Origin of the sequence: Streptomyces sp. TRM68416, from assembly GCF_014596915.1 — a bacterium.
Classification (GTDB): Bacteria; Actinomycetota; Actinomycetes; order Streptomycetales; family Streptomycetaceae; genus Streptomyces.
In genome coordinates this window covers 397293-422104 of record NZ_JACVWU010000001.1, presented here as the reverse complement: position 1 = coordinate 422104, position 24812 = coordinate 397293, and the positions used below count along the sequence as shown (strand labels likewise).

Below are 24812 nucleotides of genomic sequence, written 5' to 3'. Positions count from 1 at the left end.
CCGCGTGGTTCCGACGGCGGGAGAGGGAATCGTGCGTGCCGATGACCTCTGACAAGGCACCTTTGCGCAGGTCAGACGGTCAGGTGAAATGCGCCTCAAGGGCGCATGGAGATGGAAAGAAGAATGGTCTTGCTCTCCCCCGTTCGATCCGGATGTCGTGTTCATCCGGTGACTTCAGTCAAACACAGGCCTTCTAGTGGAATCAAATATTCCGGAGTAAATTTCCTCGCCGGTAACATTGAGCGACGCAAAAACGCCGGTCCACCTCCCGGTAAACCCGGCAGGCGGACCGGCGCCGTGTTTTCCGGCCCGGTTTCGATGTCTGGAAAAGAGTCCTTGGCTAATTCAGCCAGAGCCGGCGTTGATTTCGGTCAGCGGTCGCGCGGGTTCGGCCCGGTCCGGCTCGTGCAGCCGGGCGCCCTCGATGTCCAGGTCCGGCAGCAGCCGGTCGAGGCCGCGTGGCAGCCACCAGGCGCCGCGTCCCACCATCGCCAGGACCGCCGGCACGAGGGTCATCCGCACGACGAACGCGTCCACCAGCACGCCGAACGCCAGGGAGAACGCGATGGGTTTGACGATGGCGTCCTCCGTCGTCACGAAGCTGGCGAAGACGAAGAACATGATGAGCGCCGCCGCCGTCACCACCCGCGAGGCATGCCCCGCCCCGTCGACCACCGCGTCCTTGGCCCGCCCGGTACGCACCCACTCCTCGCGCATGCCGGACACCAGGAACACCTCGTAGTCCATCGCCAGGCCGAAGAGCACCGCCATCAGCACGATCGGCAGGAAGCTGACGACGGGTCCGGTCCGGGCCACGTCCAGCGCGTCGGCGAGCCAGCCCCACTGGAAGACGGCCACGACCGCGCCGAAGGACGCCGCGACCGACAGCAGGAAGCCGACGGTCGCCTTGACGGGCACGACCAGGGAACGGAACACCAGCAGCAGAAGCACGAGACAGAGCCCGACGACCACGGCCGCGAACGGCAGCAGCGAGGAGCTCAGCCGGTCGGAGACGTCGATGCCGATCGCCGTGGTGCCGGTGACCGAGACGGCGGCGCCGGTCTCCCGCTCGACGGCGGGCGCGTCGTCGCGGACGGCGTCCACCAGGTCCTGGGTGGACTCGTCCTGCGGTCCGCCCTCGGGCACGACCTGGATCACCGCCCGCCCGGACTCGGCCGCGTACTGCGGTTGGCCGACCTTCACCACGCCCGGCAGCTCCTGCAGCCGCCCCGCGACCGCGGCCGCCTGCCCCTGCCCGGCCTCGCCGGGGGAGTCCGCCTCGACGAGCACGAGCAGCGGCCCGTTGAAGCCGGGCCCGAAGGCCTCGCCGACGGTGTCGTACGTCTCGCGCTGCGAGGTTCCGTGCGCCGCCGTGCCGTTGTCGGGCAGCGCGAGCCGCAGATCGGCGGCGGGCAGCGCGAGGGTCACCAGCGCGGCGACCGCGCCGACGACGACGAGCAGCGGGCGCCGGGTGACGAGCCGGGCCCAGCGCCGCCCCATGACCTTCCCGGCCTCCTCCCCGCCGGCGCTCGCGGCCGCCCGTCGCGCCGCCCGCGACCCCGGACGCGGCGCGAGCCGCGCCCCCGCGAGGCCGAACAGCGCCGGCAGCAGCGTCACCGCCACCAGCACGGCGATGAGCACCGTCGCCGCCGCGCTCAGGCCCATGACCGTCAGGAACGGGATCCGCACCACGGCCAGTCCGACCAGCGCGATGACGACCGTCGTCCCGGCGAAGGCCACCGCGCTGCCGGCCGTGCCGACCGCGCGTCCCGCCGACTCGCGCGGCTCCATGCCCCGGGCGAGCTGGGCCCGGTGCCGGGAGAGCACGAACAGGGCGTAGTCGATGCCGACGGCGAGCCCGAGCATCAGCGCCAGGCTCAGCGCGGTCGACGACACCGTCACCCCCGAGGACACCGCCAGCAGCCCGGCGAGCCCGGTGCCGATGCCGACGAAGGCGGTCAGCAGCGGCATCCCGGCGGCGAGCAGCGAGCCGAAGGTGAGGGCGAGCACCGCCAACGCGACGACCACGCCGAGCAGTTCGAGGACGGTGGGGGTGAGCACGCCGTTTCCGTACGCCTGACCGCCGACGGAGACCTCGAGGCCCGCCTCCTCGGCGGCCCGGGTGGTCTCCTCCAGCGCGTCGAGGCTGCCGTCGTCCAGGCCGGAGCGGGTGACGTCGTAGTTGACCTGGGCGAGTGCGGTGCGCCCGTCGGGGGTGACGGTTCCGGCCCGGTCCGGTGGGATGACCGCGGCGACCTGCGGGGCGTCCTGCGCGGCGGCCAGGGTGCGCTGGATGCCCTGTGTGGCCCGTGGATCGGTGATCCTCGTGCCCTCGGGCGCGGTGAACACGATCTGGGCGCTGGTGCCCGCGGCGGCCGGGAAGTCCTCGGCCATCGTGTCCTGCGCCCGCTGGGATTCGGAGCCGGGAATCGTGAACTCGTTGTCGAGCTTGCCGCCCACGACGACCAGCGCGCAGACGGCGCCGGCCAGCACGGCCAGCCAGGCCGCCAGGACGAGCCGCCGACGGCGGTAGGCGCCGAGACCGAGCCGGTAGAGCCAAGTCGCCACGGAGATGCTCCTCGTGCAGTAGTGGCATGTGCGGTGGTGGGACGGGGGCCACCGGAAAGCCGGGTGGGTCAGGCCTTCACGGTGGTGCTGCCTCCCGCGAGTTCCAGGCGCAGCCCGTCGGCGGTGACGGCGAGCCGTTCCGGCTCCAGGTCCAGTGGGAGTCCGGACAGGTCGACCTCCTGCGGGGTGTCTCCGAGCAGTTGGCCGGCGAGGGCGTCGGGGACCGTGCGCTCGCCGACGCGCACGGTGGTGCGCTCGAACCGGATGCCCTCCTTCTGCAGGACCGGCCGGAAACCGACGGCGATCCGTCCGGCCGGCCCGGCGTGCACGGTCAGTTCGCCGTTCTCCTGGTCGGTGCTCACCCCCGCGACGCCGATGGCGCCGTCGGTCATCGTGGCCACGGCGCCGGCCAGGGCGGCGTCCGTCAGTTCGGCGCTGACCCGGCTGTCGGCCACCGACAGCCCGTCGCCGGTGCGGACCACGTCGGCCAGTTCGGCGTGCAGGTCCACCCCGGAGAACCGGCGGAAGGTCGCGCCCTCGCCGGAGACCTCCACGCGGGGGAAGGACCCGCGGGCCAGTTGCAGCATCACCGGTGTCGGCCCGAAGCCCACGTCGAGGCCGGTGTGCAGGCGCTCTTCCATGCGGTCCGCGAACCGGCCGGCCGCCTGATGACGTGCCACCGCCTCGGCGGCACCCGCGACGACCAGCAGACCGCCGACCACGCCCAGGGTGATCAGACGGGCCCTGCGGGAGACCCGCCCGCGGAGCGCACGCCCCCTCCGAAAAAGTGTCATGACTGACACCATACAGAATCTGTCAGGACTGACAGATTCTGTACCGTCGGTTTTCCGCCTGAGATACTCCGGGCATGGCAACCCTCGACACTCCCTCGGCGGAGCCGCACGGGCGCCGCGAGGCCCACAAGGCGGCGACGCGCAAGGCCCTCCAGGAGGCCGCCCACCGCATGTTCGAGGAGCGCGGCTACGCGCAGACCACCGTGCGGGACATCGCGGCGGCCGCCGGGGTCACCGAGCGGACCTTCTTCCGCTACTTCCCCTCCAAGGAGGACCTGGTCCTCGACGAGGTCCTGGACCTCATTCCGGTCATGCGGGCCCATGTCGTCGCCCGCCCCGCCGCCGAGGATCCCTACACCGCCGTCCTCGGCGCCTGTCTCGAACTGATCGCCGACGGCGGGCCCGGACTGATGTTCAGCGGGCCCCCGCAGCGCTTCCCCGGCCAGCCGGTGCGCCAGTTCCTGCCGGTGCTGAGCCAGTTCGAGGACGGCCTCGCCGCCGCGCTGCGGGAGCGGCTCGCCGCGCGCGATCCCGACGCGGCCACGCCGCTGCGCGCGGCCGTGCTGGCCCGGGCCGCCGTCGGCGCGATGCGCTCCGCGCTGTTCGCCTACGCCGGTCTGCCGGAGGAGGAGCGCACCCCGGCCGTGGCGCACGACCTGCTGCGCACCGCGTTCGACTGCCTCCGGGAGGCGTGAGCGCACGGCGGGCGGCCGTCAGGTCGGTGGTGCAGGGCCATTGCCCGGGGAAACGGAATTTGAGTAGCCTGTGTTCGCCATTCCGATCGGCTGTTGAAATTTCGAACACAGCCTGACTTTAGGAGGGGACGGACGTGGGACGCCTCGTACCTGCCGTGACCCGGGCTCTCGACATCCTTGAGCTCTTCCTCGACGGGGACGGCACGCTCTCCGCCCCCGACATCGTGCGCAAGCTCCAGCTCCCGCGCACCACCGTGCACGAGCTGGTCACCACACTCGCCGCCCGGTCCTACATCACCCCCGTGCCCGGACAGCCCGGACGGTACCGGCTCGGCGTGCGCCCCTACCAGCTCGGCAGCCGGTACGCCGAGCAGCTCGACCTCGCCGCCGAGGGCCAGCAGGTGGCCCGGTCGGTCGCCGAGACCTGCGACGAGACGGTGCACGTGGCGATCCTGGAGGGCACCGACGTCATCTACATCGCCAAGGTCGACTCCACGCACGCCGTGCGCATGGTGTCCGCGGCCGGCCGCCGCCTGCCCGCCCACTGCACCTCCGTCGGCAAGATGCTGCTGGCCTCGCTGCCCGAGCCCGAGCTCGCCTCGCGCATCCCGGACGACGCCGAGCTGGCCGCGATGACCCCCAACAGCATCACCGAACCGGGCGCGCTGCGCGAGGCCCTCGCCGAGATCCGGGAGCGGGGGATCGCGGTGGAGAGCCGCGAGTCCAACCCGGACGTCTCCTGCGTGGCCGCGCCGGTGCGCGACCGCACCGGACGGGTCGTCGCCGCGCTCTCCATCTCCGTACCGATGATCCGCTGGAGCGAGGACCGCAAGGCGGAGCTGGAGCAGCTCGCCGCCAAGGGCGCCGCCGAACTGTCGGAGCGGCTCGGCCACCGGAGCGCGGCATGAGCGCCCACGGGATGAGCTCCTACGAGGTGGCGGTACGGGCCGAGGCGACCCTCGGCGAGGGGCCGACCTGGGACCCGGCGACCGGGCGGCTGCTCTGGATCGACATCCTGGGCGCGCGGATCCACACCTACGACCCGTCCTCGGGGCGCCGGACCGTCCGGACGACGGACCAGCACATCGGCGCGGTGAAGCCCCGTTCCGGCGGCGGCCTCGTGCTCAACCTCCGCGACGGAGTGGCCCTCCTCGACCCCGACGGCTCCTTCCGCTGGCTCCACCGCGAACCCGTCCCCGGCCGCCGCGCCAACGACGCCGCCGTCGCCCCCGACGGCTCCCTGTGGGCGGGCACCATGCGCTACGACGAGGCCGCGGGCGGCGGCACGCTCTCCCGTGTCACCGGGGACGGCACGGTCGAGCCGGTCCTGGACGACGTCGCCGTCAGCAACGGCACCGGCTTCAGCCCCGACGGCCGGCTCATGTACTACATCGACTCGCCCACCCGCCGGATCGACGTCTTCGACCACGCGGACGGACGCATCACCAACCGCCGCACCCTCGCCCGGATCGAGGACGGCGCCGGCTTCCCCGACGGCCTCACCGTCGACGCCGACGGCTGCGTCTGGGTCGCCCTGTGGGACGGAGGCGCGGTACGCCGCTACACCCCGGCCGGCGACCTCGACCGCGTCCTCACCCTCCCCACCCCGCGCGTCACGGCCTGCGCCTTCGGCGGCCCCGACCTCACCGACCTCTACGTCACCACGGCCCGCGTGGGCCTGACGGCCCCCCACCCGGTGGCGGGCTCCCTGCTGGTGGTACCGGGCGCGGGCAAGGGGTTGGAGCAGCCGGCGTTCGCCGGGTGACTACTGCAGCTCCGCCCGTTTCAGCTCCTCCGCGGTGAACGGCGGCCCGCCGAGCGCAGGCTTGAGCGGGCCCGCCACCGCCGCCAGCAGCACCCCCGGCGTCAGCAGCGCGCCCGCCCCCCGCTCCAGGGACATCACGTCCGTCACCGCCCGAGCGACCCGCCCGTTGCCCGTGGCCGTGTGGACCAGACGGTCGACGTAGGCGGCGATGAGGCGTTCCGCGCGCGTGGGGGCCGTTTCCGACGCCCCGGGGTAGAACACGTCCTGCCCGATGGCCAGGTCCCACGCCTGCTGAGCCCGCCGCGCCACCGCCCGCTGGAGCCGTCGGGACAGCCCCGGCGTACCCCACCCGAGCTTCGCGACCGTGGACCGCAGGGCCACCGCCTCCTGCGCCGCCACCGACATGCCGTGCCCGTAGACCGGATTGAACGCGGCGAGCGCGTCGCCGACGACCACGAAGTTCTCCGGCCAGGCCGGCATCCGCTCGTAGAAGTGGCGGCGGTTCGCCGTCGTCCGCGTGAAGGCGACCTCCGTCAGCGGCTCCGCCCGCGCGATCAGGTCGGCCAGGACGGGGTGCCGCAGCCGGGTGCGGGCGTAGGCGTCGAAGTCGGCCGTGTCCGGCGAGGGCCGGTCGTCCCGGCTGCCGAACAGGGTGACCAGCCACCGGCCGTTCTCGATCGGCAGCAGTACGCCGCCCTGGCCGGCGCTCTCGGTCCGCGGGGCGGGCTGGACGTTGACGACGGGGAAGCCGTCCCGGGCGGCCTCGGGCGCACGGTACAGGCGGCTGGCGTACGCCAGGCCCGAGTCGACCTCGCGCACCTCGGGCTCCGGCAGCCCGAGTGCGGCCAACCAGTGGGGCGTGCGGGAGCCGCGTCCGGTGGCGTCGACGACCAGGTCCGCGGGCAGGGTGCGGCGCGTGTCGTCGTGCGCCCGCACGCGCACGCCGGTGACCGCGGCACCCGTGCCGTCCAGGCCGAGCACCTCGGCCCGCTCCACGAGGGCGATCCGCTCGTCGGCGAGCACCTGCGCCCGTACCGTCGCGTCCAGCAGGTCCCGGCTGCACAGCACCATGAAGTGCGACTCGGCCCACCGCCGGTACCAGCCGCGCGGTGACAGGCCGACCATGTCCGTGGTGATCGGCAGCCGGTGGGCGCCGGCCTCCCGCAGCCGCGCGCCGATGCCCGGCAGCAGCTCCTCCAACGCGTGCGCGCCCCCGGACCACAGCTGGTGGACGTGCCGGGCCTGCGGCAGGCCCTTGCGCGGTTCGGGGCCGGAGGGCAGCGCGTCGCGCTCGACGACCGTGACCCGGGCGCCGAGGGAGGCCAGCGCGCGGGCGGCGAGCATCCCGGCCAGCGAGCCGCCGAGCACGACGGCGGTGGACTTGCGATCACTCATGTGCGGACACGCTCTCTGCGGAAACAGGACGGGGGGTCGTAGAAGGAGACGCGGGCGCCGCCGCCCTCGCGCGCACCGCCTCCAGCTCCTCCGGCCGGCGCAGCGCGCGGGACACCGCCCCGATCTCCCGCAGCAGCTCTGTCGTGTCCGGGTCGCCCGACCCGTCACTCTCCGGCGCCCGCCGCTTCGCCTCCACGGCGTCCTGGATGGCCACCGCGGCCGCCAGGGCCCGGGCCCGCGCCGGTTCGTGGCCGAGGCCGAGGGCGGCGTCGTACGCCCGCCGGCGCAGGTCCTCGTCGAGGTGGCGGGCCAGTGGCAGCAGGACGTCGCGGATGAACGTCTCCCGGCGGATCAGCCGCAGTTCGGGGGTGGCCCGCAGCACGAAGGGGACGCGGCTGCCGTGCACGGAGCGCATCAGCAGGTACAGGGGCCGCAGTTGGCGGTGTGCGAGGCGGACGCGCCAGCGGTCCTGCAGGTACTGGCCGGCGTGCGGCAGGATGAAGCCGACCGCGATCAGGATGGCCGACCCGGCGGCCACGGTCGGCGCCAGGTCGGTGCTGAGCCAGTCCAGGTCGTGGCCGGTCCAACGGGCGACCACGGCGGTGAGCTTGGCGCCGTCGAAGACGAGGTTCACCCCGTAGCCCACGCCCAGCAGCTTCAGTCCCCAGCGCAGCCAGGCGTCGAGTCCGTCGGTGCGCACCCAGTTCCAGATCAGCCGCGAGGTGATCAGGACGGCCACGGTGTGCGCGAGCAGGTAGAGCAGGATCTCCTCGCGCATGAACGGGGTGTTGGCGTAGTACGTGTCCAGGTCCCGCAGCCGTTCCACGGGCGCGTCGGCGAGGGCGAACAGCACCCACAGGGCGACGATCACGCCGGAGTAGACGGAGACCACCCAGCGCATGGCGCGGCGGGTGGCGGCGGAGCGGTCGTACAGCCCGTTGCGCCACGCGATGATCAGCATCAGGCAGGAGCCGCAGAAGGCCGTCAGGAGCGAGTAGCACCAGGGGGCCGAGATGTTGGGCACGCCGACGAGGTCGTTGACCCAGGCGATGGTGGAGGGCGAGCAGAACACGAACACCCCGCAGGCGAGCAGCAGCAGTCCGCCGACCGCGCGCAGCAGGGGATCCTTCCAGAGCCGGATGATGGTGGGCAGCTTGATCGCCAGGGCGGCGGACAGCACCGCGGTGGGGATCCAGAAGGAGATGTAGAAGTCGCTGAGCAGGTCTGAGGGGTTCAGAGCGTACGTCGTCACCGCGCCGGCCCTCCGCGCCCGCGGTAGCCGAGGGCCCGTTGCAGAGGGTCGAGGGGGCCCTGAGCCACTGCGGAGAGGAGCGGCCGGAACAGCGCCGCCAGCCGGTGCCCGAAGTCGTCCGCCTCGGCCTCCTCGCGTTCCCGGGAGCCGTTGCGGGCGGCGATGGCGAGGGCGTCGCGCAGTCCGGGCCCGTCGGCCAGCGCGCCGGCCGCGGCGGAGCCCGCCTGGCGGTGGTGGCGGTGCCCGGCGTGCAGGTGCCACAACTCGTGGCCGAGGATGACGAGTTGCTGGACGGCCTCGGCCCGCTCCTCGACGATGACCAGGTCGAAGTCCTGGAACTCCAGCCACAGGCCGGTCACTTCGAACTCGTCGGGAAACCGCTCGAAGCGCAACTCCACCCGCCGCCCGCCACGCCTGGCGGTCATCTCCTCGCACAGGGCGGCGCACAGTTCGCGGACGTCGGCAGGGGGGCGGGGTCTGGCCCGCAGGGCGGTGGCGAGGTCGGCCGCGAGGCCGCGCATGGCGATGCCGCGCATGGCGGGGCCGCCGCGTGAGCGCCGCAGCGCCGCCGCGACCCGGGACGCCCTCCTCCGCGCGCCCGCGATGTCCATCGTTCCCCCTCGTCTCGCCGCCGTCCCGGAGTCGCACAGCGGGCCGTTCGAGAGTACGCGGCCACAACTGTCCGCGTCATGCGATCCGGCGACCGTAGTTCAACCGAGAACGACCGGTTGACCGGCCGGGAACGATCGCGACATCCCGCGCACCCCATTGACGTGCGGGCGCATCAACTTTACGGTCCCGTTCGAAGTTACGAGTGCCATACGAAATGTCGAACGGACGACCGGCCACGTACTACCGCAGACGAAAGGGAACCATGCGTACCGCCCGCTTCACCCTCGACCCGGCGTTCAGGGTCGCCGAGGTCAACCCCCGCCTGTTCGGCAGCTTCGTGGAACACCTCGGCCGCTGCGTCTACACCGGCATCTTCGAACCGGACCACCCCACCGCGGACGAGGCGGGCCTGCGCCAGGACGTCCTGGACCTGGTCCGCGAACTCGGCGTCACCGCCGTCCGCTACCCCGGCGGCAACTTCGTCTCGGGCTACAAGTGGGAGGACTCCGTCGGCCCGGTGGAGGACCGCCCCCGCCGCCTCGACCTCGCCTGGCGCACGACGGAGTCCAACCGCTTCGGCCTCTCCGAGTACATCGACTTCCTCCGGAAGGTCGGCCCCCAGGCCGAGCCGATGATGGCCGTCAACCTCGGCACCCGGGGCGTCGCGGAGGCCATCGAACTCCAGGAGTACGCCAACCACCCCGCCGGCACCGCACTCTCCGACCTGCGCGTGGCCCACGGCGACAAGGACCCCTTCGGCATCAAGCTCTGGTGCCTGGGCAACGAGATGGACGGCCCCTGGCAGACCGGCCACAAGACGGCCGAGGAGTACGGCCGGGTCGCCGCCGAGACGGCCCGCGCCATGCGCCAGGTCGACCCGACCGTGGAACTCGTCGCCTGCGGCAGCTCCGGCCAGGGCATGGAGACCTTCGCCGCGTGGGAGGCGACGGTCCTGCAGGAGACGTACGACCTCGTCGACCACATCTCGCTGCACGCCTACTACGAGCCGCTCGACGGCGACATCGACTCCTTCCTGGCCTCGGCCGTCGACATGGAGTCCTTCATCGACAACGTCGTGGCCACCTGCGACCACGTCGGCGCCCGCCTGAAGTCGAAGAAGAAGATCAACCTCTCCTTCGACGAGTGGAACGTCTGGTACATGTCCCGCAGCCAGACCGAGGTCAGCGCCCTGGACTGGCCGGAGGCGCCCCGCCTGCTGGAGGACAACTACAGCGTCACCGACGCGGTGGTCTTCGGCTCCCTGCTGATCGCGCTGCTGAGGCACGCGGACCGGGTGACGGTCGCCTGCCTCGCCCAGCTGGTCAACGTCATCGCCCCGATCATGACCGAGCCCGGCGGCCCGGCCTGGCGGCAGACCACGTTCTTCCCCTTCGCCCAGGCCTCCCAGTACGGCCGCGGCGAGGTCCTCGACGTCCGCGTCGACTCGCCGACGTACGAGACGAAGAAGTACGGCGAGACCGATCTGCTGCACGCCACCGCCGTACGCGCCGAGGACGGCACGGTCACCGTCTTCGCGGTCAACCGCAGCCGCACCGAGCCGCTGCCGCTCGAAGTCGCCCTGGGCGCACTGGACTTGACGCGGGTCGTGGAGCACAGCGTCCTCGCGGACGGCGACCCCGACGCCCGCAACACCCTGGACGACCCCGAGCGCGTCACGCCGCACCCGGGCGAGGGCACAGCACTGGCGGACGGCACCCTCACCGCCGTACTGGAGCCGCTGTCCTGGAACGTGATCCGGCTGGGCTGACCCATCCTGCCGCGTCCAGCGGTGACAATGGTCGTATGAGGATCTCGGCACGGGCGGACTACGCGGTACGGGCGGTACTGGAACTCGCCGTACGACAGGGCGGCGAACCGGTGAAGGCGGAGGCCATCGCCGCCACGCAGGACATTCCGCACAAGTTCCTGGAAGGGATCCTCGGTGACCTCCGCCGCGCCGGACTGGTCGAGAGCCGGCGCGGCGGCAACGGCGGCTACATGCTGGCCCGCGACCCCGCGGAGATCACCGTCGCCGACGTCATCCGGGGCGTAGACGGCCCCATCGTCTCGGTACGCGGCGTCCGCCCCACCGGCCTCACCTACGCCGGCTCGGCTGAGCCTCTCCTCCCACTCTGGATCGCCCTACGAGCCAACGTCCGCCGCATCCTTGAGGGCGTCACGATCGCCGACATCGCGACGGGCAAACTCCCCGAGCCGGTACAGGAACTGGCCGCGGAACCGGCGGCCTGGGAGAACCCCTGACCCGCCCCGCCCGCCCCGCCCGGTCCGCCTGACCCCGGCTCAGGAGACGTCGACCGCGAGCGTGTAGAAGCGGGTGATCTGCTCGGGGTTGTCGTTGTCGTCCGTCACCAGGTACAGCACCCGCCGCCCCTGGTGGGGCCCTTCGGTCAGCGGACGGCCCAGCGCCATCCCCTCGGCGTTGTCCAGCAGCGGATTGACCTGGGGCTGCCGGGCGCGGGCGCCGGAGGGCGGACAGTCCCCGAGGTCGACCAGCTCCCGCTTGACCACGAACGCGGAGGCGGGCGTCCGCTCCAGCGACCGCTCCCCGCTGACGTCCTTCAGGCCGGTCAGGGACACCTCGTAGACGCGGATGCTGTTGCCCTGGCCCTCGGTGTAGCCGCGCTCCAGCGCCAGGAAGCGGCCGTCGCCGATCGGCGCGAACTCGGCGAGGCGCAGTCCGGAGTCGGTCTGGTAGGCGAGTTGACCGTCGACGCGGTACGCGCCGCCCGGCTCGCCGGTGTAGCGCAGGATGCGGATGCGGTTGCCGCCGCGGTAGGTACCGTCCCGGCCCAGGGGCTGCTCAAGACCGACGTAGAGCCGCCGCCCGTCGGGGGAGAGGGCGAGGGACTCGAAGATCGCGCCGCGCTGGGCGTCGCCGCCGGGGGAGTCGGTGCGGAAGGGCTCCGGGACCGGCAGCTCGTACAGCAACTCGCCGGTGGCGAGGCTGTAGCGGCCGATCGAGGGCGCGTGCTCGGAGGCCACGAGGACCGTGCGGCCACCCTCCTCCACGGCGATGGCCTCTCCGTCGAAGCCCTGCTCGCCGCCGTACGGCCGCCCGTCCCGGCGCACCAGCGCTGTAGCCCCGGCGATCTCGGGTTTCGGGGACTTCCCCGGCGGGCCCAGGGACAGCCGGTACAGCACCGGGGAGGAGTTGTCGGTCAGGGAGAGGGCCGTGGCACCGGTGGGGCCCTCGGAGGTGAGGGCGAGCGCGGACAGGCCGACGAGACGGCGGCCCTGGAAGGTGACCTTGTCCAACCGGTCGGAGAAACCGATCAGGGAGGCGCGCGCCGAGCAGACGTCGGAGGGCGGCCTGCCGCTGTCGGCGGCGAGCACGGCGACCGGGGCGAGCGCGGCCAGCACGAAGGCCGTACGACGCTGCCAGCGGGGGCGCGGCGGAGGCGGCAGGAACCGGTCGGGCGGCAGCGGGTGGGCGAGGTTGCGCACGAAGGGGAGCTGGCCGACCTGGTTGTTGTCCTGCTGGCGCGGGGTGGGTCTGCCGCGGTGCTCAAGGGAGCCGCGGACCTCCCGGTAGATCGCGTCCAGGGTCAGGTACGGCCGTATCGGCTGCCCCTCCCGGCCGGGTATCCCCTCGCGCAGCACCCGGACGAACTCGCCCGTGAACGCCGTGCATTCCTCGCCCCGGGGCGCCAGCGCCCGTACGTTGGAGGCGGCGGACGTCAGCAGATAGCTCCCCGCCATGCCCTTGACGTCCGCGACCGTCCTGAGCGGGGTGCGCGTCTGGGCGTCCATGTCGCCGAGGGCACGTCCGCTGTAGCAGCAGTCCAGGATGATGACCCGCCGCCGGGCCCGGTTGTGCTGGCGCAGCGCCTCGCGCAACTCGCTGTACAGCACCGCCTTGTGCGGGAGTTCCTCCATCGACCCGATCATGGTCAGCCGCAGCGCGCCCAGCGGATCGACGAAGCCGTGTCCGGCGTAGTACACGATCAGGGTGTCCCGGGCGGACCGGGCCGCCTGCACGACCGGGTCGATCAGGTCGTCCGGGGAACTCGGGTCGAGCACGACGACGCACTTGTCCGCGGGCAGCCCCCAGATCGCCCGGTCGGTGAGCGCCTCCTTCAGCCGGGTGAGGTTGCGCGCCACCGTGGGCAGCTTCGGCATGGTCTTGTACGCGGCGACACCGATCAGTACGGCGGCGGAGGCACCGGGGTCCGGCAGCGCCTCGGTCACCTGGCGCCGTCCGGCGGGTCCTCGGGCGGGTCGCTCATGGCGTCGAGCTCCCGCAGAAACGCTTCGACCTCCTCGGGGCTCGCGTCGGGCCGCAGGACGGCGCGGCGCCCGTCCCGTTCGACGATCACGTGTGACCGGGGCCGACGGGCCCTGCGGAACTCGATGATGATGAACCCCAGCGAGGTCAGCTGGAACGCAGACTCCAGGACCAACTGCACGATGTCGAAGGCATCGCCCATCGTGGAATCGCCGTCGGGACCCTCGGCGGGCGGAAGTTGAGCACGGAGCCTGATCTCCGCATCAAGACCCAGTTCGCGTTCCGCGAGCAACCAGTCGTAGAGCTGCTTGAGTTCGCCGTGATCGGAATCGTCGGGCAGTCTGAGCTGGACGTCCATGCCCTACCTTCGCCCCCTGCCGGGTCGGGCCGTACTGGATCGTGTGAGTGATCAACTCCCCGCCTGCCACGGGAGGTTGACCTCAGTGACCAGCATACGTTCGTAGGGTGCACCTGCGCACCAAGATCCCGCCTCGCGTGGTTGGGCTAGCCTCCTCCCGACGTCCACCAAGGAGAGGCACCGAGTGAAAAAACTGCCGAGTATCGCGTCCGTGCTGGCCCTCTTGACCGCAATCGCCGCCACCTCGACAACGTCCGCCCACGCCGCTACGGACAGGAGCGGGGCGGAGCGGCTGAGCATCCCGAACAGCAGCCCGTGCAAGGCGGGCCGCACCGTCATGCAAGGTATGGTCGCGGGTTCGGGCGGCCAGCTCTACATCATCTTCACCAAGGCGGGCGGGGCAGAGCCGGTCCTGTCCAGGTGGGTGCGCGACGGCTCGACCTGGGATGGCACCAGCTGGACCTGTGCCGGGGCGCCGACCTCCATACCCGCCCTCGGCCACGGCAACGACCTTGCCTACAACCGGGACTATCGGGGCCAGGGCCCTGCCCTGATCGCCACCCAAGGAAGTCAATCGGCGTTCCCAAGCCCTGATGTGACGATCATTCACCTGAACTCGTCGGGAGCCATCGGCTCAAGCGAGGTGGTCCGCCTGCCCATCGGCAACATCAGCGGCCTCTGCTACAGCGCGACGGCGGCCGGCGGAGCCGGCAAATATGCCGCCCGCCGCCTGGGCAAGCTGTGGACCCACCCCGGTTCCGGCTCCCTGACGAGCGGCTGGACACTCGTGAACAGCAACCTGACGAGCCACGACAACCGCTCCGACCAAGGACTCGACTGCTCCGCGAACTACATCTGGAACACCAAGTCCATCAACACTTCAACGCCCACTACGGGATGGAACTGGGTGTACCAGTACAACTGGTCCGGAAAAGACGTGGAGAGCGATATCGGAATTCCGGGGAACAACCTGGTCGACGAGATCGAAGACATCACCCACATCGGGAGCGACTTCTTCATCGGCGTCAACCGAAACGAGGGGAGGCCCGACTCGGTGAAGGTCTTCATCGAGTGAGGCCCTTCCCTCCGCGCAGCCCCATTTATTGATCATCGTCGTCGAGGGGTTCGGGCTCGCGGGTGTAGGCGAGGTCGAGAACGTAGCGTTCGGTGACGGGGCAGTTGTTCCAGGCTTCGGTGAGCTGACCGTCCGGGGAGTCGTCGGTGAGTTGATCGAGGGCGGTGGCGTGGTAGTCGGCTGCCGCTTGGCGGTTCTGCCACCAAGCGTGGCCTTCGTAGACGCCGGGGCGGGGCAGGGTGATCTCGTCGGCGGGGCCGCGGTCGAGTTGGCCGATGACCAGGATGCCTGTTTCGGATTCCAGGCTGACGTCGGTGTGGCCTTCGGCCTCGGCGGGCGGGGCGGGCGGGGAGTCCCAGATGAGGATGGTGATCTGGACTTTCATGTCCGGCTGCAGGCTGAGGAGGTACAGGTGGTAGCCGTTGCCCGCTACCACCTGTACCTCCGCGGCATCCAGGGCTGCTTCGTCGCCGAGGTAGGCGTCCGCGTCGTAGACCTCCAGCACGCGGCGGCCGGGGGTGGCGGTGATGTTGTGTTCGGCGAGAAGTGTCATGGGTAGTGGTGGCTTCCTGCTGGTTGGTGATCTTCCTTTTTGGGGTTCCTGTGAATGGCTGGAGTTCGACCTGTTCATGTCAAGGAGGGATTCCTACGATGCGAACGCCTCCGGTCTCCACAGGAAGCTCACCATTCCTTCAAAGGTGAACCATCGGTCGGAGGCGTAGCCACCCCCCAACTCAAGGAGGAGCCATGGCGCGTGGACTTCTGTTGAGCGGCGCCGCGCTCGCCGCTCTCGTCGTTGCCGCACTGCCCGCGGAGGCGGCGGACCCGTTCGACGACCCGCCACCGGACAAGATCATCATCAAGGTCGCCACCGTCAACGGCTCCGGCTGCCCCCAGGGCACGGCCGCCGTCGCCGTCTCGGAGGACAACACAGCCTTCACCGTGACCTACAGCGACTACCTCGCCCAGGTCGGCGGCAACTCCGACCCCACCGCCTTCCGCAAGAACTGCCAGCTCAACCTGATCGTGCACGTCCCCCAGGGCTTCACCTACGCCATCGCCAGCGCCGACTACCGGGGCTTCGCCTCGCTCCAGCCCGGCGCCAGCGCCATTCAGCGAGCCTCGTACTACTTCCAGGGCTCACCGCAGACGGCGTTCCGCAACCACCCCTTCAACGGCCCGCTCAACGACAACTGGCAGGCCACCGACAGCACCGACTGGGCCCAACTCGTCTGGGCACCCTGCGGAGTTCAGCGCAACTTCAACATCAACACCGAGCTTCGCGTCAACGCCGGCTCCTCCTCGCCGGACAAGGTCAGCTTCATGACCATGGACTCCACCGACGGCGACATCAGCACCGTGTACCACATGGCGTGGAAGGAGTGCCCGCGGAAGTCGTAGCGCCCGCGTAGGCCAGGAAACCGGCCCAGGCGGTGAGAGATAGCATGAGCTGGCCGCTCTGGGTGTTCTTGGAGTCGCGGACGTGGATGGTGGCGGGGGTTCGGGCGACCTCGACGCAGTCGCCCGAACCACTGCTGCTGTAGCTCGACTTGAACCACATCAGTTCGCTGGTGCTCATACGTCTCCTCGCAACTGCCGCAGCAGGCTCACGGAGTCTTCGGGTGAGAGAGCCTGCGCACGCATCCTGGCATACCGCCTCTGGAGGATGCCCACCACCTTCGGGTCGGAGATGAACTGGCCGCATTCCGGGCCCTCGATGTACGCGAACCACTTGTTGTCGGGGCTCTCCAGCAACTGCATGGGCCCATGCAGCCCGGCATGTGACTCCCGCATCACCGGCATGATCTGGATTTCGATGTTCCGGAGGGCGCTGATCTCCAGCACGTGGTCGATGAGTTCCCGTGTGACGTCAACGCCGCCTGTATGCCGCAGAAACAGGTGCTCTTCGAGAATGAAGCTGAACTCGGTGTTCGGCCGTTCCCGCAGCAGTCGTTGCCGTTCGGCCCGTGCCACCCACTGAGCCTCGATCTGCTCGTCGCTCAGCGGCGGCAGCTCATCGTCGAACAGCTGGCGTGCGTACGCCTCCGTCTGCAACAGCCCCGGAATCAACCGGCATTCGTACGTGCAGAGCGTGATGGCCGTAGCCTCCAGCCGAGCCCATTGCCGGAACCAAGTCGCCAACCCCGGCTGACGAGCCAGATGCCGCTCCGCCCTCGTCAGCGCGCCCGTGTTCCCCAGCGCCCCCTCCGCCCGCTCCCCGAACCGCGGGTCCGGCATCCGCCGTCCCTGCTCGATCGATGCCACCGTGTGCTTGGAGAGCCCCACCCGCTCCCCGAACTCCTCCCGGCTCAACCCGGCGTGTTCCCGCAGGGCTTGTACGACGGCTCCGAAAGTCCGCAGACTGTCGGAGGACTCCGGTTCGCCACCCATGCCATCGACCACTGCCGATCACCTCCCCCGGCTATGGTTACGGTGGGTCACGCGTACTGTCCAGTCCGTCACCGCGTACGCCCGCCAGCGTACGCATCGCCGACCTGGTGAAGGGGCCCGTGCGGAGGCCAGATTGGGCGCATGCACGCTCCGCGCATCCCTCAGTCGCCGGTCACCGTACGTGTGTTCACGCAGCGCCTCACCGCCACGCCGCGAGGGGCCCGCCTCGCTCGCCATCTGGCCCGGAGTCAGCTCGACCTCTGGGGCATCCCGCACGGTACGGACGTGTCGGAGGCCGTCGCGGCGATCGTCGCGGAGTTGGCCGCGAATGCCGTGACGCACGCCCGTGTTCCCGGCCGGGACTTCGAACTGCGGCTGTCCCTCGTCACCGGGAGTGTCCGCGTCGAGGTCAGTGACACCTACGCCGACGGGCGTCCGCCCGCCCCCGCGGACGTACGGCCGCCCCGGCTCCTGGACGAGTACGGGCGTGGCCTCGTCCTCGTCCAGGCGTTCGCCGACCGCTGGGAGGTGGTGGACCGGGACCCGTCGCCCGGCAAGACCGTCCGGGCGGAGGTCGACGTACCGAAGTGGCTGTGACTCCCTCTTGGCTCCTCGTCAGCCGGTCTGTCCCATTCCCGCCGCGTTCGGCCAGCGGGGGTTGTTGGGCCAGCCGGTGGCGGGGGCGGGGGTCAGGCCGGGGCCGGTCGTGCCGCGGACCTGGGCGGCCGTGAGGCCCCCGCGGGCCGGGACACCGGGCGGTGTCGGGCCGGTCGCCGCCGCCGCGGCCGGAACCGCGGCCGGAGCCGGAGCGGGGGCCGGTGCCGGAATCGGGGCCGGTGCCGGGGGCATCGGCGTCGGATAGGCCGCCGGTGCGGGAAAGGCCACCGATGCCGGAGCAGCCGCGGCGGGCATCGGCGCCGGGGCCGGGGTCGGAGAAGGCGTCGGCATCGGCGTCGGCGCAGGTACGGGCGTCGGCGTCGGTGCGGGCGTCGGCATCGGCGTCCCGCCCCCGCCCCCCACCGCCTGCGCCGCGAGCCCCTGGATCCCCGCCCCGTTCGTCGAGCTGACCAACCGGTCCACGGCCGCCGTACCCGAGCTGTAGCTGGTCCCGGTAGCCAGCTCGGGTACGGCGGCTCCCCTCCTGGTCCCGTAGAGCACCTGTTCCAGGCCGGACACCAGGCGACGCACGTCCGTCTGGGGGCGCACCACGAGTCTCAGGAAGCGGCTGGACGAGCCGATCTTGTTGCCGCACTCGCGGACGAGGATGCGGTGTTCGGTGAGGAGCCGGTCGCGGACCACGGTGCCCTCGGCGCCCACGGGGAGGCGTACGAAGAGGAAGTTGCCCTGGGAGGGATAGACGGTGAGGCCGGGGAGGGCGGCGAGCTGGCTCGCCATGTCCAGGCGGTCGCGGCGCACTTGGTGGAGGCTCTCCGCGTACTCCTGGCCGTGGTTCTTGAGCATGAAGACGACGTGCTCGGCGAAGGCGTTGAGGTTCCACTTGGGCAGCATCGAGCGGACCCGGCCCGCGAGTGCCGGGTTGGCGACGAGGTAGCCGAACCGTATGCCGTGCAGGCCGAAGTTCTTGCCCAGGCTGCGCAGCACGATCACGTTGGGACGCAGCATGGCCTCCTGGACCACCGACGGCTCGGCCTCCGCGTCGGCGAACTCCAGGAAGGACTCGTCGATGACGACCAGGTCGAGGTCGGCCATGGCGTCCATGAACTGCACGAGGGCATGCTTGTGCAGGAAGCCGCCGTCGGGGTTGTTCGGGTTGCAGATCACCGCGACCCGGGTGCCCCTGGCGCGGATGAACTCGGCGTACTGGGCGAGGTCGAGGGCGAAGCCGCTGGACTCCTGGAGCGGGAACATGTCGACCCGCTTGCCGGTCTCCATGGGCTGGTCGGTCCAGCGGCCGAAGGTGGGGACGGGGACGGCGAGGGACTCGCGGACGAGCAGGTGGTCGATCCAGGTGATCAGTTCGGTCGAGCCGTTGCCCATCGCCACGGCCTGCGGCGGGAGTTGGAGGAGGTTGCACAGCTCGGCCGTGATCGTGTCCGCGCTGCTGGGGTAGTACGTGATGATGTCGCGCAACCGGCCCGCCATGTCGTCGAACATGGCGGGCGTGGGGAAGTACGGGTTGCACGGGATGCAGAAGTCGATCGGCCCGGATCCGTCACCGCCCTCGCGGGTCAGCGCGGCCATCGAGGGGCTGTGCGCCGCCGTGCTGCGGAACAGCGAGGTGACGTTCTCAGCCAAGGCAACCTCCGTCTGTGGGTGGCCCGCGCGGGGGAGCGCGGGCCACCCGTACATACGGACGGCTTTGGGTCGCCGTTCAACCTCTGTGAAAATGTTGAGAAGTTGTGTACCCGCTGTGAGGGTTGATCACACTCGGGTCACGCGCGGAACGAGTGAACCGTCGTGGAACGGTACGTCTGCCCCGGCCGCAGCACGGTCGAGGGGAACGACGGCTGGTTGGGGGAGTCCGGGTAGTGCTGGGTCTCCAGGCACAGGGCGTCGCCCTGCCGGTAGATCGTGCCGCCCGTGCCGACGAGGGTGCCGTCGAGGAAGTTGCCCGAGTAGAACTGCAGGCCCGGCTCGGTGGTCGCGATCTTCATGGTGCGGCCGGAGGACGGGTCGCGCAGGGTCGACACCCACTCCGGCTTGCGGGTGATCCCCTTGTCGAGCACCCAGTTGTGGTCGATGCCCTTGCCGTACAGCAGTTGCTGGTGGGCGACCCGGATGTCCTTGCCGACGGTCTTGGTGCTGCGGAAGTCGAAGGGGGTGCCCGCCACCTTGGCCAGCTCGCCGGTGGGGATCAGGCCCGAGTCGACGGGCGTGTAGCGGGATCCGGCGATGGACAGCTCGTGGTCGTAGATCGTGCCGCTGGACTCGCCGGCCAGGTTCCAGTAGACGTGGCTGGTGAGGTTGACGACGGTGGCCTTGTCGGTGGTGGCCGCGTAGTCGATGCGCCAGTCGCCGTGCCGGGTCAGGGTGTAGGTGACCTTGGTGCGCAGCGTGCCGGGGTAGCCCATCTCGCCGTCGACGCTCGTGTAGTACAGGTGCAGGCCGACGTCCGAGCCCTTGGTGAACGGCTCGATGTCCCAGACCCGCTTGTCGAAGCCCTGGGCGCCGCCGTGCAGGCTGTTCTCGCCGTCGTTCACGGACAGTTGGTAGGTCTTGCCGTCGAGGGTGAAGCGGCCGTTGGCGATCCGGTTGCCGAAGCGGCCGATCAGCGCCCCGAAGTACGGGCTGTTCGCGACGTAGTCCTCGATGTTGTCGAAGCCCAGGGAGACGTTCGCGTACCGGCCGCGCCGGTCGGGGATCTCCAGGGACTGGACGATTCCGCCGTAGGAGAGGACCTTCAGGCGAGTGCCGCCGTTCTCCAGGGACCAGCGGTAGATCTTGGTGCCGTCGGCGAGTTTGCCGAAGAGCGACTTCACCGGCTTCTTGCCTCCCGTCGCGTGGGCGGTGCCGCTGACGGCGGCGGTGACACCGGCGGCGGCGGCCCCGGCCATGACGGTACGTCTGCTCAGTTCCATGTTGCGGCTCCTGCAAAGGAAGCGGGCCCCGCCTTCTGGCGGGGCCCGAGCGACTTATGAACCGACCTTGCGCTTGTTCCACACGTCGAACCCGACCGCGGCCAGCAGCACCATGCCCTTGATGACCTGCTGCCAGTCGGTGCCGATGCCGACGAGGTTCATACCGTTGTTCAGCACACCCAGGACCAGACCGCCGATGATCGCACCGAGGACGGTGCCGACACCGCCGCTCATCGACGCGCCGCCGATGAACGAGGCCGCGATCGCCTCCAGTTCGAAGTTGAGGCCGGCCTTGGGCGAGGCCGCGTTGAAGCGGGCGGCGAAGACCAGACCCGCCAGGGCCGCGAGCATGCCCATGTTCATGAAGACCAGGAAGGTGACCTTCTTGTCCTTCACACCCGACAGCTTGGCCGCGGGAAGATTGCCGCCGATGGCGTAGATGTGGCGGCCGATGACCACGTTGCGCATGACGTAGCCGAAGCCGACCAGCAGCACACCGAGGACCAGCAGGACGTACGGGGCGCCCTTGTAGCTGGCGAGCAGCATCGTCACCGTGAGGATCGCCGCGCCGATCGCGACCAGCTTCAGCAGGAAGAGGTTGAGCGGCGGGACCTCCAGCGCGAACTCCTGCTGGCGGCGCCGGTCACGGAACTCCTGGAAGACCACGAACGCGATCAGCCCGAACCCGAGCAGCAGGGTGAGATTGTGGTAGTTGGTGTCCGGGCCGACCTCGGGCATGAAGCCGTTGGACACCTTCTGCAGGCCCTCCGGGAACGGGCCGAGGGTCTGGCCCTCCAGGAAGATCTCCGTCAGACCGCGGAAGATCAGCATGCCCGCGAGGGTGACGATGAACGAGGGCATGCCTCCGTAGGCGATGAAGAACCCTTGTACCGCGCCCGCGACCGCGCCCATGGCGAGACAGAGGATGACCGCGACCGGCCAGGGCAGATCGTTCTTCACCATGAACACGGCGGCCATCGAGCCGATGAACGCCGTCAGCGAGCCGACCGAGAGGTCGATGTGGCCCGCGATGATGACGAGCATCATGCCGATCGCGAGGATCAGGATGTAGCTGTTCTGCAGGACCAGGTTGGAGACGTTGCGCGGCAGCAGCAGGTCGCCGTCGGTCCACACGGCGAACAGCGCCACGATCAGACCGAGGGCGATCAGCATGCCGTACTGGCGCATGTTGCGGCGCATGCCGTCGATCACCAGCTGGAGCAGTCCGTCCCCGGTGCCCGCACCGCCCTTGCCGGGCGGCGCCGGGGCCGGCGTCTTGGCGGTCACATCCGTGCTCATCGGGATACCTCTTTGTCCTTGGTCATCTGGCGCATCAGCGATTCCTGCGAGGCCTCTTCCCGGGAGAACTCGCCGGTCAGCCGCCCGGCGGCCATCGTGTAGATGCGGTCACACATGCCGAGCAGCTCGGGCAGCTCGGAGGAGATGAAGACGACCGCCTTGCCCTCGGCGGCCAGCTGGTCGATGACGGTGTAGATCTCGTACTTGGCGCCGACGTCGATACCGCGCGTCGGCTCGTCCAGGATCAGCACATCGGGACCCGCGAAGATCCACTTGCTGAGGACGACCTTCTGCTGGTTGCCGCCGGAGAGCTTGCCGACCGGTTCGAAGACGGTCGGGGCCTTGATGTTCATGGACTTGCGGAAGCCCTCGGCGACCTGCCGCTCCTCGTGCTCGTCCACCACGCCCCGCTTGGCGACCTTGCCCAGCGCGCTGAGCGAGATGTTGCGGTTGATGGTGTCGATGAGGTTCAGGCCGTAGTGCTTGCGGTCCTCGGTGACGTAGGCGATGCCGTGCCCGACCGCCTCCGGAACGGACTTGGTGCGGATCTCCTTGCCGTCCTTCAGGACCGTGCCGCCCGCGTACCGGCCGTAGGTGCGGCCGAAGACGCTCATCGCGAGTTCGGTGCGGCCGGCGCCCATCAGGCCCGCGATACCGACGATCTCGCCGCGCCGCACCTCGATCGACACATCGTCGACGACCTTGCGCTGCTGGTCGATCGGGTGGTGCACGGTCCAGTTGCGGATCTCCAGGGCCGGGGCCGCGCCCTCCTCCGGGTGGTGCGGGGTCCGCTCCGGGAAGCGGTGCTCCAGGTCGCGGCCGACCATCCCGCTGATGATCCGGTCCTCGGTCGTTTCCTCGGCCTTCACGTCCAGCGTCTCGATGGTCCGCCCGTCGCGCAGGATGGTCACCGAGTCGGCGACCTTGCGGATCTCGTTCAGCTTGTGCGAGATGATGATCGAGGTGATGCCCTGCTTCTTCAACTCCAGGATCAGATCCAGGAGTTTGCCGCTGTCCTCGTCGTTCAGGGCGGCGGTCGGCTCGTCGAGGATGAGCAGCTTCACCTTCTTCGACAGCGCCTTGGCGATCTCGACCAGCTGCTGCTTGCCCACGCCGATGTCGGCCACGCGGGTGTCCGGGTGGTCGCCGAGGCCGACCCGCCGCAGCAGCTCGGTGGCGTGCCGCAGCGTCTCGGTCCAGCTGATGACCCCCCGGGTGGCGTGCTCGTTGCCGAGGAAGATGTTCTCCGCGATGGAGAGGTAGGGGATCAGGGCCAGTTCCTGATGGATGATCACGATGCCGTGATGCTCACTGGCCCTGATGTCCTTGAACTGGCAGACCTCCCCCTCGAAGAGGATCTCCCCTTCGTAGGTGCCGTGCGGGTGGACGCCGGAGAGGACCTTCATGAGGGTCGACTTGCCGGCGCCGTTCTCGCCGCAGATGGCGTGGACCTCGCCCTGGCGGACGGTCAGCGTGACGTCCGACAGCGCCTTGACGCCGGGAAAGGTCTTGACGATCGAGCGCATTTCCAGGACGGGTCCCGCCATGGTCGTGCCTTCCAATCCCTAGGGTGACGGCGGTGGGGGTTAGTTGAGGTCGCTTTCCTTGATGTAGCCGGAGTCGACGACCGTCTCCTTGTAGTTGGTCTTGTCGACGCTGACCGGCGTGAGCAGGTAGGCGGGGACGACCTTGGAGCCGTTGTCGTAGGTCTTCTCGTCGTTGACCTCGGGCTTCTTGTCGTTGAGCACCGCGTCGACCATGTTCGAGGCCACCTTGGCGAGTTCGCGGGTGTCCTTGTAGACGGTCATCGACTGCTCGTCGGCGATGATCGACTTCACCGAGGCGACCTCGGCGTCCTGGCCGGTGACGATCGGCAGCGGCTTGTTCTTGGAGCCGTAGTCGTCCGACTTCAGCGCCGAGAGGATGCCGATGGAGATGCCGTCGTACGGCGAGAGCACCGCGTCGACCCGCTCGCGCTTGTACGAGGAGGTCAGGATGTCGTCCATGCGCTTCTGGGCGGTGCCGCCGTCCCAGCGCAGGGTGGTGACCTGGGTGAGGTTGGTCTGGCCGGAGCGGACGACGAGCTGCTTCTTGTCGATGTAGGGCTGCAGGACGTTCATCGCGCCCTGGAAGAAGTAGCGGGTGTTGTTGTCGTCGTTGGAGCCCGCGAACAGCTCGATGTTGAAGGGGCCCTTCTTGGAGCCGTCCTTCAGGCCGAGCTTCTCGACGATGTAGGTGCCCTGGAGCTCGCCGACCTTCTCGTTGTCGAAGGAGGCGTAGTAGTCGACGTTCTCGGTGCCGAGGATCAGGCGGTCGTAGGAGATGACCGGGATGTCGGCGTCCTTGGCCTGCTGGAGCACGTTGTTCATCGACTTGTTGTCGATGGCCGCGACGATCAGGGCCTTCACGCCCTGCGTGATCAGGTTCTCGATCTGCGAGACCTGCTGGTCGGGGTCGTCCTCGCCGTAGACCAGCCGGGTCTTGTAGCCCTTGGACTCCAGGTCCTTGACGACGTTGTTGCCGTCGGCGATCCACCGCTCGGAGGACTTGGTCGGCATCGCGATGCCGATGGTGGCCCCCTCGGTGCTGCCCTTCTTCTCCTCGCTGCCGCCCTCGGAGTCCTGGCCGCAGGCGGTCAGGGTGAGGGCGAGGGAGGCGGCGGTCGCTATGGCGGCGAGTGCGGCTCGGCGAGTGCGCATGATCATCATCCTTGATGTTGGGGCCGGGCTCGGTCTTGGGAGTTGCTGGTGGAGCGAGAGGCTGGCCACGTTCGACCGAGAGCAGGTGTGTCGGATTGTGTGGGGCTGCGTCGACTTCTGTGAA

At 70.0% G+C, this 24812-nt stretch carries 23 protein-coding genes; 8 read left to right on the top strand and 15 right to left on the bottom strand.

The window, feature by feature from the left end; all coding sequences use genetic code 11:
• Positions 1-345: 345 nt before the first annotated feature.
• Together ICC28_RS02000 and ICC28_RS01995 are read right to left on the bottom strand one after the other, a co-directional pair.
• Complete coding sequence (locus ICC28_RS02000) at positions 346-2568, bottom strand: MMPL family transporter (protein ID WP_188286592.1); 2223 nt, start codon at positions 2566-2568, stop codon at positions 346-348.
• A gap of 68 nt (positions 2569-2636) precedes the next feature.
• On the bottom strand, positions 2637-3362 hold the full coding sequence (locus tag ICC28_RS01995) for a DUF2993 domain-containing protein (RefSeq protein WP_188286591.1): 726 nt from the start codon (positions 3360-3362) through the stop codon (positions 2637-2639).
• A 74-nt stretch (positions 3363-3436) separates the two neighbouring features.
• Between ICC28_RS01995 and ICC28_RS01990 the strand changes: the two genes are divergently transcribed.
• The 3 genes from ICC28_RS01990 to ICC28_RS01980 all read left to right on the top strand — a co-directional run bounded on the left by ICC28_RS01990 (position 3437) and on the right by ICC28_RS01980 (position 5822).
• Complete coding sequence (locus ICC28_RS01990) at positions 3437-4057, top strand: TetR/AcrR family transcriptional regulator (protein WP_188286590.1); 621 nt, start codon at positions 3437-3439, stop codon at positions 4055-4057.
• A 134-nt stretch (positions 4058-4191) separates the two neighbouring features.
• The gene (locus tag ICC28_RS01985) at positions 4192-4965 is read left to right on the top strand and encodes an IclR family transcriptional regulator (RefSeq protein WP_188286589.1); all 774 of its coding nucleotides are present in this window, start codon (positions 4192-4194) and stop codon (positions 4963-4965) included.
• Between the two features lie 11 nt (positions 4966-4976).
• The gene (locus ICC28_RS01980; RefSeq protein WP_411158566.1) at positions 4977-5822 is read left to right on the top strand and encodes an SMP-30/gluconolactonase/LRE family protein; all 846 of its coding nucleotides are present in this window, start codon (positions 4977-4979) and stop codon (positions 5820-5822) included.
• On the opposite strand, the gene ICC28_RS01975 is transcribed toward ICC28_RS01980, so the two are convergent.
• From ICC28_RS01975 to ICC28_RS01965, 3 genes are read right to left on the bottom strand one after another with little or no spacing between them, the layout of a single operon-like run.
• Positions 5823-7217, bottom strand: coding sequence for an FAD-dependent oxidoreductase (locus ICC28_RS01975; protein ID WP_188286587.1), 1395 nt, complete (start codon positions 7215-7217; stop codon positions 5823-5825).
• Positions 7210-8469: an MAB_1171c family putative transporter gene (locus tag ICC28_RS01970; protein WP_188286586.1), complete on the bottom strand. Its 1260-nt coding sequence runs from the start codon at positions 8467-8469 to the stop codon at positions 7210-7212. Before ICC28_RS01970 ends, ICC28_RS01975 begins: the two co-directional genes overlap by 8 nt.
• Positions 8466-9080, bottom strand: coding sequence for a toxin-antitoxin system, toxin component family protein (locus tag ICC28_RS01965; protein ID WP_188286585.1), 615 nt, complete (start codon positions 9078-9080; stop codon positions 8466-8468). Before ICC28_RS01965 ends, ICC28_RS01970 begins: the two co-directional genes overlap by 4 nt.
• A gap of 263 nt (positions 9081-9343) precedes the next feature.
• On the opposite strand from ICC28_RS01965, the gene ICC28_RS01960 reads away from it, so the two are divergent.
• Together ICC28_RS01960 and ICC28_RS01955 are read left to right on the top strand one after the other, a co-directional pair.
• Positions 9344-10849 carry an alpha-N-arabinofuranosidase gene (locus tag ICC28_RS01960; protein ID WP_188286584.1) on the top strand — a complete coding sequence of 502 codons (1506 nt, stop codon included), beginning with the start codon at positions 9344-9346 and terminating at the stop codon, positions 10847-10849.
• Between the two features lie 35 nt (positions 10850-10884).
• A complete protein-coding gene (locus tag ICC28_RS01955; protein WP_188286583.1) occupies positions 10885-11343 on the top strand; it encodes an RrF2 family transcriptional regulator in 459 nt (152 codons plus the stop codon).
• A gap of 39 nt (positions 11344-11382) precedes the next feature.
• On the opposite strand, the gene ICC28_RS01950 is transcribed toward ICC28_RS01955, so the two are convergent.
• Both ICC28_RS01950 and ICC28_RS01945 read right to left on the bottom strand, forming a co-directional pair.
• Entirely contained in the window at positions 11383-13290 is a 1908-nt protein-coding gene (locus ICC28_RS01950; protein WP_188286582.1) for a caspase, EACC1-associated type, read from the bottom strand.
• Positions 13287-13685 carry an effector-associated constant component EACC1 gene (locus ICC28_RS01945; RefSeq protein WP_188286581.1) on the bottom strand — a complete coding sequence of 133 codons (399 nt, stop codon included), beginning with the start codon at positions 13683-13685 and terminating at the stop codon, positions 13287-13289. The genes ICC28_RS01950 and ICC28_RS01945 overlap by 4 nt, the downstream gene beginning before the upstream one ends.
• A 184-nt stretch (positions 13686-13869) precedes the next feature.
• Between ICC28_RS01945 and ICC28_RS01940 the strand changes: the two genes are divergently transcribed.
• Positions 13870-14760, top strand: a complete 891-nt coding sequence (locus ICC28_RS01940) for a hypothetical protein (RefSeq protein ID WP_188286580.1) — start codon at positions 13870-13872, stop codon at positions 14758-14760.
• A 25-nt stretch (positions 14761-14785) separates the two neighbouring features.
• Here the strand turns inward: ICC28_RS01940 and ICC28_RS01935 are convergent, their stop codons facing one another.
• Positions 14786-15313 (bottom strand): hypothetical protein, encoded by a 528-nt coding sequence (locus ICC28_RS01935; protein ID WP_188286579.1) that lies wholly within the window; start codon positions 15311-15313, stop codon positions 14786-14788.
• Between the two features lie 194 nt (positions 15314-15507).
• Between ICC28_RS01935 and ICC28_RS01930 the strand changes: the two genes are divergently transcribed.
• Positions 15508-16161, top strand: a complete 654-nt coding sequence (locus ICC28_RS01930; protein ID WP_188286578.1) for a DUF4360 domain-containing protein — start codon at positions 15508-15510, stop codon at positions 16159-16161.
• Here ICC28_RS01930 and ICC28_RS01925 read toward each other — a convergent pair.
• Together ICC28_RS01925 and ICC28_RS01920 are read right to left on the bottom strand one after the other, a co-directional pair.
• Positions 16112-16321 (bottom strand): DUF397 domain-containing protein, encoded by a 210-nt coding sequence (locus tag ICC28_RS01925; RefSeq protein ID WP_411158565.1) that lies wholly within the window; start codon positions 16319-16321, stop codon positions 16112-16114. The two genes, ICC28_RS01930 and ICC28_RS01925, sit on opposite strands and share 50 nt — an antisense overlap.
• A 14-nt stretch (positions 16322-16335) precedes the next feature.
• Complete coding sequence (locus ICC28_RS01920) at positions 16336-17151, bottom strand: helix-turn-helix domain-containing protein (RefSeq protein WP_188286815.1); 816 nt, start codon at positions 17149-17151, stop codon at positions 16336-16338.
• Between the two features lie 141 nt (positions 17152-17292).
• On the opposite strand from ICC28_RS01920, the gene ICC28_RS01915 reads away from it, so the two are divergent.
• Complete coding sequence (locus tag ICC28_RS01915) at positions 17293-17748, top strand: ATP-binding protein (protein WP_188286576.1); 456 nt, start codon at positions 17293-17295, stop codon at positions 17746-17748.
• 18 nt (positions 17749-17766) lie between these two features.
• On the opposite strand, the gene ICC28_RS01910 is transcribed toward ICC28_RS01915, so the two are convergent.
• The 5 genes from ICC28_RS01910 to chvE all read right to left on the bottom strand — a co-directional run bounded on the left by ICC28_RS01910 (position 17767) and on the right by chvE (position 24688).
• Positions 17767-19407, bottom strand: coding sequence for a pyridoxal phosphate-dependent aminotransferase (locus ICC28_RS01910; RefSeq protein ID WP_188286575.1), 1641 nt, complete (start codon positions 19405-19407; stop codon positions 17767-17769).
• Between the two features lie 137 nt (positions 19408-19544).
• Positions 19545-20690 (bottom strand): aldose epimerase family protein, encoded by a 1146-nt coding sequence (locus ICC28_RS01905; protein WP_188286574.1) that lies wholly within the window; start codon positions 20688-20690, stop codon positions 19545-19547.
• Positions 20691-20744: 54 nt separating this feature from the next.
• Positions 20745-21989, bottom strand: coding sequence for a multiple monosaccharide ABC transporter permease (mmsB, locus tag ICC28_RS01900; protein ID WP_188286573.1), 1245 nt, complete (start codon positions 21987-21989; stop codon positions 20745-20747).
• Complete coding sequence (mmsA, locus tag ICC28_RS01895; protein WP_188286572.1) at positions 21986-23536, bottom strand: multiple monosaccharide ABC transporter ATP-binding protein; 1551 nt, start codon at positions 23534-23536, stop codon at positions 21986-21988. The genes mmsB and mmsA overlap by 4 nt, the downstream gene beginning before the upstream one ends.
• 39 nt (positions 23537-23575) lie before the next feature.
• Positions 23576-24688, bottom strand: a complete 1113-nt coding sequence (gene chvE, locus ICC28_RS01890) for a multiple monosaccharide ABC transporter substrate-binding protein (RefSeq protein ID WP_188286571.1) — start codon at positions 24686-24688, stop codon at positions 23576-23578.
• Between the last annotated feature and the right edge of the window lie 124 nt (positions 24689-24812).

Bases quoted from the DNA above. Each gene is read 5' to 3' on its own strand.
- ICC28_RS01995 (WP_188286591.1), bottom strand. From the start codon at position 3,362: ATGACACTTTTTCGGAGGGGGCGTGCGCTCCGCGGGCGGGTCTCCCGC.
- ICC28_RS01990 (WP_188286590.1), top strand. From the start codon at position 3,437: ATGGCAACCCTCGACACTCCCTCGGCGGAGCCGCACGGGCGCCGCGAG.
- ICC28_RS01980 (WP_411158566.1), top strand. From the start codon at position 4,977: ATGAGCTCCTACGAGGTGGCGGTACGGGCCGAGGCGACCCTCGGCGAG.
- ICC28_RS01975 (WP_188286587.1), bottom strand. From the start codon at position 7,217: ATGAGTGATCGCAAGTCCACCGCCGTCGTGCTCGGCGGCTCGCTGGCC.
- ICC28_RS01965 (WP_188286585.1), bottom strand. From the start codon at position 9,080: ATGGACATCGCGGGCGCGCGGAGGAGGGCGTCCCGGGTCGCGGCGGCG.
- ICC28_RS01960 (WP_188286584.1), top strand. From the start codon at position 9,344: ATGCGTACCGCCCGCTTCACCCTCGACCCGGCGTTCAGGGTCGCCGAG.
- ICC28_RS01955 (WP_188286583.1), top strand. From the start codon at position 10,885: ATGAGGATCTCGGCACGGGCGGACTACGCGGTACGGGCGGTACTGGAA.
- ICC28_RS01945 (WP_188286581.1), bottom strand. From the start codon at position 13,685: ATGGACGTCCAGCTCAGACTGCCCGACGATTCCGATCACGGCGAACTC.
- ICC28_RS01935 (WP_188286579.1), bottom strand. From the start codon at position 15,313: ATGACACTTCTCGCCGAACACAACATCACCGCCACCCCCGGCCGCCGC.
- ICC28_RS01930 (WP_188286578.1), top strand. From the start codon at position 15,508: ATGGCGCGTGGACTTCTGTTGAGCGGCGCCGCGCTCGCCGCTCTCGTC.
- ICC28_RS01925 (WP_411158565.1), bottom strand. From the start codon at position 16,321: ATGTGGTTCAAGTCGAGCTACAGCAGCAGTGGTTCGGGCGACTGCGTC.
- ICC28_RS01920 (WP_188286815.1), bottom strand. From the start codon at position 17,151: ATGGGTGGCGAACCGGAGTCCTCCGACAGTCTGCGGACTTTCGGAGCC.
- ICC28_RS01915 (WP_188286576.1), top strand. From the start codon at position 17,293: ATGCACGCTCCGCGCATCCCTCAGTCGCCGGTCACCGTACGTGTGTTC.
- ICC28_RS01905 (WP_188286574.1), bottom strand. From the start codon at position 20,690: ATGGAACTGAGCAGACGTACCGTCATGGCCGGGGCCGCCGCCGCCGGT.
- mmsB (WP_188286573.1), bottom strand. From the start codon at position 21,989: ATGAGCACGGATGTGACCGCCAAGACGCCGGCCCCGGCGCCGCCCGGC.
- mmsA (WP_188286572.1), bottom strand. From the start codon at position 23,536: ATGGCGGGACCCGTCCTGGAAATGCGCTCGATCGTCAAGACCTTTCCC.
- chvE (WP_188286571.1), bottom strand. From the start codon at position 24,688: ATGCGCACTCGCCGAGCCGCACTCGCCGCCATAGCGACCGCCGCCTCC.